Genomic DNA, 7,906 nt, shown 5'->3' with positions numbered 1-7,906 from the left:
ATGCCGAATATGATGCCAATCATGGATAACAATCAAATGCCGAATATGATGCCAATTATGGATAATAATCAACCACCGAATATGATGCCATATCAAATGCCGTATCAACAGCCTATGATGCCGCCGAATCCATATTATCAACAACCAAATCCATATCAAATGCCATATCAGCAAGGGGCGCCGTTTGGACCGCAATATACGTCTATGCCAAACACGAATATGATGCCAATGGATAATAATATGCCGCCGCTTGTGCAGGGTGAGGAAGATTGTGGATGCGGAGGAGAAAGTAGACTATATAGTCCACAACCAGGCGGTCCGCAATATGCGAATCCTTTATATTATCAACCAACTCAATCTGCATATGCACCACAGCCAGGAACGATGTATTATCAACCAGATCCACCAAATGTATTTGGAGAGCCCATTTCAGAAGAAGAGGCCGAAGAAGAAGTTTAAAAAGGCGGGAGTATTTCCGCCTTTTTTGCATGCGTGTTAATTAAGGAAATGAAGGGTTTTTATGAAGTGCTAGAAAATTCCCAGTGAAATATTAACAGTGTAAAAACCCTCTCTGTTACTCATCATAAGAGGGAGCTTTTCAGAAGAGAAGCTCATTCTAACAGAGGGGGTTTTTGTATTGAATACGAAAGTAAAAGTGATTGCTGCTTCTTTGTTAGTTACCAGTGCATTAGCTGCATGTGGTACACCAAAAGATAACAATGCAATGGATGGACGTAACTACAATTACGAGCGTACATCTTATAATGATACACACCAGTATCGTGATAATGTAACGCGTAATGATCGCTATACAGATTATGTAACATATAGAAATGGTCGTAACGATACAGGATATAACAATTATTACCGAGATGTAAATTACAACGGTCAAATTGCTAATCCACATCCAACACGTAATATTACAATGAACAATTCATACATTAACAATGATGGTAAAACAGCAGAAAAAATTACAAATCGTGTGAAACGTATGAATAACGTGGACCGTGTGTCTACAGTTGTATATGGAAACGATGTGGCGATTGCGGTAAAACCGCGTAATACAGTGACAAATGAAACGGCGATGGCGAACGAAATTCGTCAAGCTGTTGTAAATGAAGTTGGAAACAGAAATGTCTATGTTTCTGTAAGAAATGATATGTTTACTCGTGTCGATGCAATGAGCACACGTCTACGTAACGGTACAGTTACAAACGATTTTAATCGTGATATAGGAAATATGTTCCGAGACATTCGTTACGGTTTAACTGGTACTATGCGATAGCAAAACAAAAGAGGAAGGGATAGCCCTTCCTCTTCATTCATCGTTGTCTTGTAAACGACGTTTTTTAATAAAATAACTAACGGAGTAAGAAACTAAAAAGCATATGAGGAAAACACTACCTGTTAGAATAGCTTTAAATAGAGGTCTTTCAGGAATGAAAATGAGATAAATAATAGTAATAATAATTCCAATAAGAAGAGAGCGTAAAACAAGCTTGTAATAAGGGGTTAATTTTATTTCCTTTTCGCCTTCTTCTACATCGATTGAAACACTTAACTGTAAATAAGCAAGTAAAATACTCGTAAGCATAAATAATAGCCATAATGGAGATTTCGTAATTTGATCAATTCCTTCAGTGAATCCGATATAGCCTAAAATCTCAACTACCCCAATGTATTGAAAAAGAAAGGCCATACGTATGTTTTTTAACGTTTGAAGAATGAGACGTTCATCCTTTATTTTTTCACAATATTCATCCCCTACTTATTATGATTTCGCTTTTATATCTATTGTAATATATATTACAATTATCAATTTATAATTTACATAAAATAATTTGGATGAAAGAGGAAATAAGATATTTTTATAAACATGTTGCACTTATACTTTATTAATGTTATATTAACAAAGCGATGAGCTAATTTACGTAAGACGAGAGATATGCTTAAGTGCTAAACACGCGAATGTGGTCGCCTGGTCTCTCGCCGTAAACGCATCAAGACGCCTGCTTTGCAGGCGTCTTTCATTTTATATAAAAGTAAATGATACATGCAGATGAGGTAAATGCCTATCTGCATTTTTTATTTTTTCGAAAGAAATGTAATATGGATAAAACCCCCATTTCCGGAAAAACTACTAATGAAAGTTTGATTTTGCCTAGAAGAGGTGAACGGAAATGAAATGGATACTGATTGCGGTGCAAGCTTTCGTTATGATGTTTTGTTTCGTTTATGAAACGAATGTGAAGGCGGAAGGGCCAGTACCAGAAGTAACGAAAAAAGAACCCGAAGTTACAATTTTATTAGAGCGTATGTATGTTGATGGAGAAGTAAGTGAGGAAATACTTACAGAAAAAGTGGTGGATTTAGAAAAGTTTTTACAGCAGTATAAAGAATGGCAGCTCGTTGATCGTGATGATGTACAAATTGTATTGCAAAAGAAAGTTGATGATATTTCTCCGTTATTAAAAACGAGCGGTTATTTTGGCGTGTCAGAGGAAGGGATATTACAAATTTTCAAAGGTGTACCGAAAAGTGATAATGCGATTCACTCCTTCTTCCAAATTGATATGAAAAAGCTTGAGAGTTATGAGCGTGCGAAATTGAAGCGTGGTATTCGGATTAAATCAAAAGAAGGTTTTGTGAGAACGATTGAAAAAATGAAGCAATACGCAGTGCAAAATAAGAAAAAAAGCAGCTCATGGTGAGCTGCTTTTTCTTACTTATTCTTAGCTAAAATTTCTTTTGCGATTTCATCGATTAGCATATCTTTTCCGATTGGATTGAATGCTTTCGTATTGAAGATTTCGTTTGATACTTCATATACATGATTGTTTTTCACAGCTTTATTGTCTTTCCAAACGGCACTGTTTTTGTAGTCTTCGTAAACTTTATCAGCTTCGCCGCCAAAGTTTACAATAAACATTTGATCAGGTTGGAATGCAACAAGACCTTCTAGCGATACTTGCGCCATTGTTTGTTTTAAATCTGTACCTTTTGTTGCTGGAAGTTTTAAGTCATTAAAGATGATGTCACCGTATCCGAAGCTGCCGTATACGCGGAAGTTTTGTGGTGTAACTGCAACGAACATAAAGTTCTCATCTTTTGTTTTCTCTTTAATTTTTTTAGATAAAGAGTCTGCTTTCTTATCGTAGTCTGCAATCCATTTGTCTGCTTTCTTCTCTTCGCCAAATAGCTTACCTACTTCTTTAAATTTACCACGCCAGTCTTCTAAGTTTGTTTCTAGAACAACTGTAGGTGCAACCTTTTCTAGTTGATCATAAATTTTTAATTGACGGTTGTTTAAAATAATTAAGTCTGGTTTTAAAGCAGTAACAGCTTCTAAATCAACTTTAGGTGCCCAGTACCAACCTACTGCTTTTACTCCATCTAACTTATCTGTTAAGTGATTTTGGATTTTATCTTTATATGTATTTGCTGTACCAACAGGTTTGTGTCCAAGAAGTAATAGTTCTTCTGTTGATCCAGATAAGTCAACAATTCTCTTTGGATTTACTGGAATTGTTGCTTCACCTTTAGCATGTTTTACAACTTTTGTTTTCGGTTGTTCTTTTGCTTTCGATTCTTCTTTTTGAGAAGAGCAGCCAACGATAGAAAGAACAACAAGCATAATAGTAAATAAAATAAATAGCTTACGTTTCATCCTGATGTAACCCCTTTAATTAGTATTGATAATCATTATCGACCTCTGTATATTAAGGTGCTTTAACCTTTCTGTCAATGGAAAATAACAGAAGTTTCAAGTGGAGAACATTTGTTGGGGCAGTCTCGCTTTTCTATCATTAAATATGTTAAAATGGAATACATGATTTAAGAGGGAGAGATCGTATTTTGTTTGAATATGTTACAGGTTACGTGGAGTATGTAGGGCCGGAATATGTCGTAATTGATCATAATGGAATTGGTTATCAAATTTTCACACCGAATCCGTATGTATTTCAAAGAAGTAAGCAAGAAATCCGTGTCTATACATATCATTATGTGAGAGAAGATATTATGGCACTTTACGGGTTTAAAACACGTGAAGAGCGTTTATTATTTACAAAGTTGTTAGGCGTGTCTGGCATTGGGCCAAAAGGCGCTCTTGCAATTTTAGCTTCTGGTCAAACAGGACAGGTCGTTCAAGCGATTGAGCATGAAGATGAGAAGTTTTTAGTGAAATTCCCAGGCGTCGGAAAGAAAACAGCACGCCAAATGATTTTAGATTTAAAAGGAAAACTAGCAGATGTCGTACCAGATGCATTTGTTGATTTATTCTCAGACACAGAACGTTTTGATGAGAAGAAAGGTTCATCAGCTGAGCTTGATGAGGCACTGGAAGCTCTGCGCGCACTTGGATACGCAGAACGCGAAGTTTCTCGCGTTGTACCAGAGTTATTAAAAGAATCATTAACGACGGATCAGTATATTAAAAAGGCACTTAGTCTTTTACTAAATGGTAAGAGGTGAGTATAATGGACGAACGTCTCCTTTCAGGGGAATCTGCATATGAAGATTCGGATTTAGAATATTCATTACGGCCACAGACGCTCCGTCAGTATATTGGCCAAGATAAAGCGAAACATAATTTAGAAGTATTTATTGAAGCGGCGAAAATGCGTGAAGAAACGTTAGATCATGTGCTTTTATATGGACCACCAGGTCTTGGTAAAACGACGCTTGCGAATATTATTGCTAATGAAATGGGCGTTAATGTTAGAACAACTTCAGGTCCGGCAATTGAAAGACCAGGAGATTTAGCTGCTGTATTAACAGCGCTTCAGCCAGGAGATGTATTATTTATTGATGAAATTCATCGTTTGCATAGATCAATTGAAGAAGTATTGTATCCTGCAATGGAAGACTTTTGCCTTGATATCGTAATTGGAAAAGGGCCTTCAGCACGTTCTGTACGCCTAGATTTACCGCCATTTACATTAGTTGGAGCAACGACACGCGCCGGAGCATTATCAGCGCCGCTTCGTGACCGATTCGGTGTACTTTCAAGGTTAGAGTATTACACAGTAGATCAGCTTTCTGCGATTGTTGAACGTACAGCAGAAGTATTCGAAGTTGAAATTGATTCGTTAGCTGCACTAGAAATTGCAAGGCGTGCTCGTGGTACACCTCGTATTGCAAATCGTCTTTTAAGACGTGTACGTGATTTCGCGCAAGTTCGTGGTAACGGAACGGTTACGATGGAAATTACACAAATGGCATTAGAGCTACTGCAAGTAGATAAATTAGGTTTAGATCATATTGATCATAAATTACTGCTTGGTATTATTGAGAAATTCCGTGGTGGTCCAGTTGGATTAGAAACGGTTTCAGCAACAATTGGAGAAGAATCTCATACGATTGAAGATGTGTATGAGCCGTATTTATTACAAATTGGCTTTTTACAACGAACGCCAAGGGGCCGAATTGTAACGCCGCTTGCGTATGAACATTTCGGAATGGAGATACCAAAAGTATGACGGAGATGCCAAAGCTGCTTATTACAGCGGGGATCTTACTCATTGTTGTTGGATTAGCTTGGAAGTTCATTGGAAGGCTTCCAGGCGATATTTTTGTTAAAAAAGGAAACGTTACCTTTTATTTTCCTATCATTACATGTATTGTGTTAAGTATTGTATTATCTTTTATTATGTATATAATAAATCGATTCAAATAAGAAATAGGTGGATATAGCTATGGATATAAATCTGTTTGATTTTCATTTACCAGAAGAACTTATTGCACAAGTCCCGTTAGAAGATCGTGAAACATCAAGATTAATGGTGTTAGACCGTGAAACAGGTGATATTGAGCATAAACATTTTACGGACATTCTTTCCTACTTACATGAGGGGGATTGTTTAGTTTTAAATGAAACGAAAGTTATGCCTGCTCGTTTGCATGGTGTGAAAGAAGATACAGGCGCACACATTGAAGTACTTCTTTTAAAACAAGAAGAGGGCGATAAGTGGGAAACGCTTGTAAAGCCAGCGAAACGTGTAAAAGAAGGAACTGTTATCTCTTTTGGCGAAGGAAAATTAAAAGCAACTTGCACAGGAACTGCAGATCAAGGTGGACGTCAGCTTGAATTTTCATATGACGGCATCTTCTATGAAATTTTAGATGAACTTGGGGAAATGCCACTTCCTCCATATATTAAAGAGACGCTAGAAGATCGCGATCGCTATCAAACAGTATATGCGAAAGAAATTGGTTCAGCAGCAGCGCCGACTGCGGGACTTCACTTTACAGAAGAGTTACTTGAGAAGTTAAAGCAAAAAGGCGTTCAGTTAGCATTCATTACACTTCACGTAGGACTTGGAACATTTAGACCAGTTTCTGCAGATACGATTGAAGAACACCATATGCACGCAGAATATTACCATATGTCTGAAGAGACAGCGGCATTATTAAATCGTGTAAAAGAGAATGGTGGACGTATTATTACTGTAGGTACGACATCAACTCGTACGTTAGAAACAATTGCAACAGATCATAACGGTAAGCTTTGCGCCGCTTCTGGATGGACAGATATTTTCATGTATCCGGGATATGAATTTAAAGCAATTGATGGTTTAATTACAAACTTCCACTTGCCGAAATCAACATTAATCATGCTTGTAAGTGCATTTGCAAATAGAGATAATGTACTTCATGCTTACAATGAAGCAGTAAAAGAAAAATATCGTTTCTTTAGCTTCGGTGATGCAATGTTCGTTGCATCTCACGCTAAAATGAGAAACAAATAAAAGGAGTAAGTTATGACAGCAATTCGTTATGAATTTATTAAGACATGTAAACAAACGGGTGCCCGTTTAGGTCGTGTGCATACACCGCACGGTTCATTTGATACACCAACATTTATGCCAGTTGGTACACTTGCGACAGTTAAGACAATGTCACCAGAAGAATTAAAAGCAATGGATTCTGGCATTATTTTAAGTAATACGTATCATTTATGGCTACGTCCAGGTCATGAAATTATTCGTGAAGCAGGCGGCTTGCATAAATTTATGAACTGGGATCGTGCAATCTTAACAGACTCTGGTGGTTTCCAAGTATTCAGTTTAAGTGACTTCCGTCGTATTGAAGAGGAAGGCGTTCACTTCCGTAACCACTTAAATGGAGATAAATTATTCTTATCACCAGAAAAAGCGATGGAAATTCAAAATGCATTAGGTTCAGATATTATGATGGCATTTGATGAGTGTCCACCATTCCCAGCTACTTTTGAATATATGAAGAAGTCTGTAGAACGTACAAGCCGTTGGGCAGAACGTTGCTTAAAAGCGCATGAACGTCCACAAGATCAAGGTTTATTCGGTATTGTACAGGGCGGGGAGTACGAAGAGCTTCGTCGTCAAAGTGCAAAAGACCTTGTTTCAATGGACTTCCCTGGTTACGCTGTAGGTGGTTTATCTGTAGGTGAGCCGAAAGATATTATGAACCGTGTACTTGAGTTTACAACACCACTTCTTCCAGATAATAAGCCACGTTACTTAATGGGAGTAGGTTCTCCTGACTCATTAATCGATGGTGCAATTCGTGGTATTGATATGTTTGACTGCGTACTTCCAACTCGTATCGCTCGAAATGGTACATGTATGACAAGTGAAGGTCGTCTAGTTGTAAAAAATGCGAAATTTGCAAGAGACTTCGGTCCGCTTGATCCAAATTGTGATTGCTATACATGTAAAAATTACTCTCGTGCGTACATTCGTCACTTAATGAAATGTGATGAAACGTTCGGAATTCGTTTAACGTCTTATCACAACCTTCATTTTCTGTTAAACTTAATGGAGCAGGTGAGACAAGCTATTCGTGAAGACCGTCTTGGCGATTTCCGCGAAGAATTCTTTGAACAGTATGGCTTTAATAAACCGAATGCTAAAAACTTCTAATACAT

At 37.4% G+C, this 7,906-nt stretch carries 9 protein-coding genes and 1 pseudogene; 8 read left to right on the top strand and 2 right to left on the bottom strand.

Annotated features, from left to right (window positions below; genetic code table 11):
• Nucleotides 1-459 (top strand): annotated as a pseudogene (locus CN409_RS28805) (hypothetical protein); the annotation flags it as partial.
• A gap of 178 nt (nucleotides 460-637) precedes the next feature.
• Entirely contained in the window at nucleotides 638-1,285 is a 648-nt protein-coding gene (locus CN409_RS28800) for a YhcN/YlaJ family sporulation lipoprotein (RefSeq protein ID WP_001093530.1), read from the top strand.
• A gap of 33 nt (nucleotides 1,286-1,318) precedes the next feature.
• Here the strand turns inward: CN409_RS28800 and CN409_RS28795 are convergent, their stop codons facing one another.
• Nucleotides 1,319-1,699, bottom strand: a complete 381-nt coding sequence (locus CN409_RS28795; RefSeq protein ID WP_000874881.1) for a hypothetical protein — start codon at nucleotides 1,697-1,699, stop codon at nucleotides 1,319-1,321.
• A 481-nt stretch (nucleotides 1,700-2,180) separates the two neighbouring features.
• Between CN409_RS28795 and CN409_RS28790 the strand changes: the two genes are divergently transcribed.
• Nucleotides 2,181-2,711: a BofC C-terminal domain-containing protein gene (locus CN409_RS28790; protein ID WP_000871202.1), complete on the top strand. Its 531-nt coding sequence runs from the start codon at nucleotides 2,181-2,183 to the stop codon at nucleotides 2,709-2,711.
• An 11-nt stretch (nucleotides 2,712-2,722) separates the two neighbouring features.
• Here CN409_RS28790 and CN409_RS28785 read toward each other — a convergent pair whose 3' ends face one another.
• Nucleotides 2,723-3,667, bottom strand: a complete 945-nt coding sequence (locus CN409_RS28785) for an iron-hydroxamate ABC transporter substrate-binding protein (RefSeq protein WP_000823610.1) — start codon at nucleotides 3,665-3,667, stop codon at nucleotides 2,723-2,725.
• A gap of 188 nt (nucleotides 3,668-3,855) precedes the next feature.
• On the opposite strand from CN409_RS28785, the gene ruvA reads away from it, so the two are divergent.
• The 5 genes from ruvA to tgt are packed head-to-tail and all read left to right on the top strand — an operon-like array spanning nucleotide 3,856 to nucleotide 7,901.
• A complete protein-coding gene (gene ruvA / locus CN409_RS28780) occupies nucleotides 3,856-4,473 on the top strand; it encodes a Holliday junction DNA helicase RuvA (RefSeq protein ID WP_000464511.1) in 618 nt (205 codons plus the stop codon).
• Between the two features lie 5 nt (nucleotides 4,474-4,478).
• On the top strand, nucleotides 4,479-5,480 hold the full coding sequence (gene ruvB, locus CN409_RS28775) for a Holliday junction branch migration DNA helicase RuvB (RefSeq protein ID WP_000344464.1): 1,002 nt from the start codon (nucleotides 4,479-4,481) through the stop codon (nucleotides 5,478-5,480).
• Nucleotides 5,477-5,677: a DUF2905 domain-containing protein gene (locus CN409_RS28770; RefSeq protein WP_000138162.1), complete on the top strand. Its 201-nt coding sequence runs from the start codon at nucleotides 5,477-5,479 to the stop codon at nucleotides 5,675-5,677. The genes ruvB and CN409_RS28770 overlap by 4 nt, the downstream gene beginning before the upstream one ends.
• A 19-nt stretch (nucleotides 5,678-5,696) precedes the next feature.
• Nucleotides 5,697-6,749, top strand: a complete 1,053-nt coding sequence (gene queA, locus CN409_RS28765) for a tRNA preQ1(34) S-adenosylmethionine ribosyltransferase-isomerase QueA (protein WP_000354016.1) — start codon at nucleotides 5,697-5,699, stop codon at nucleotides 6,747-6,749.
• A gap of 12 nt (nucleotides 6,750-6,761) precedes the next feature.
• Nucleotides 6,762-7,901 carry a tRNA guanosine(34) transglycosylase Tgt gene (tgt, locus tag CN409_RS28760; protein WP_000125365.1) on the top strand — a complete coding sequence of 380 codons (1,140 nt, stop codon included), beginning with the start codon at nucleotides 6,762-6,764 and terminating at the stop codon, nucleotides 7,899-7,901.
• Nucleotides 7,902-7,906: the final 5 nt, after the last annotated feature.

Source organism: Bacillus sp. AFS012607, from assembly GCF_002558005.1.
GTDB classification, from domain to species: domain Bacteria; phylum Bacillota; class Bacilli; order Bacillales; family Bacillaceae_G; genus Bacillus_A; species Bacillus_A thuringiensis_S.
This window is presented reverse-complemented; position numbering and strand designations above follow the sequence as displayed.

What these genes read in the sequence shown, in the direction of transcription:
- CN409_RS28795 (WP_000874881.1), bottom strand. Translation starts at nt 1,699, where the DNA reads ATGGCCTTTCTTTTTCAATACATTGGGGTAGTTGAGATTTTAGGCTAT.
- CN409_RS28790 (WP_000871202.1), top strand. Translation starts at nt 2,181, where the DNA reads ATGAAATGGATACTGATTGCGGTGCAAGCTTTCGTTATGATGTTTTGT.
- CN409_RS28785 (WP_000823610.1), bottom strand. Translation starts at nt 3,667, where the DNA reads ATGAAACGTAAGCTATTTATTTTATTTACTATTATGCTTGTTGTTCTT.
- ruvB (WP_000344464.1), top strand. Translation starts at nt 4,479, where the DNA reads ATGGACGAACGTCTCCTTTCAGGGGAATCTGCATATGAAGATTCGGAT.
- CN409_RS28770 (WP_000138162.1), top strand. Translation starts at nt 5,477, where the DNA reads ATGACGGAGATGCCAAAGCTGCTTATTACAGCGGGGATCTTACTCATT.
- queA (WP_000354016.1), top strand. Translation starts at nt 5,697, where the DNA reads ATGGATATAAATCTGTTTGATTTTCATTTACCAGAAGAACTTATTGCA.
- tgt (WP_000125365.1), top strand. Translation starts at nt 6,762, where the DNA reads ATGACAGCAATTCGTTATGAATTTATTAAGACATGTAAACAAACGGGT.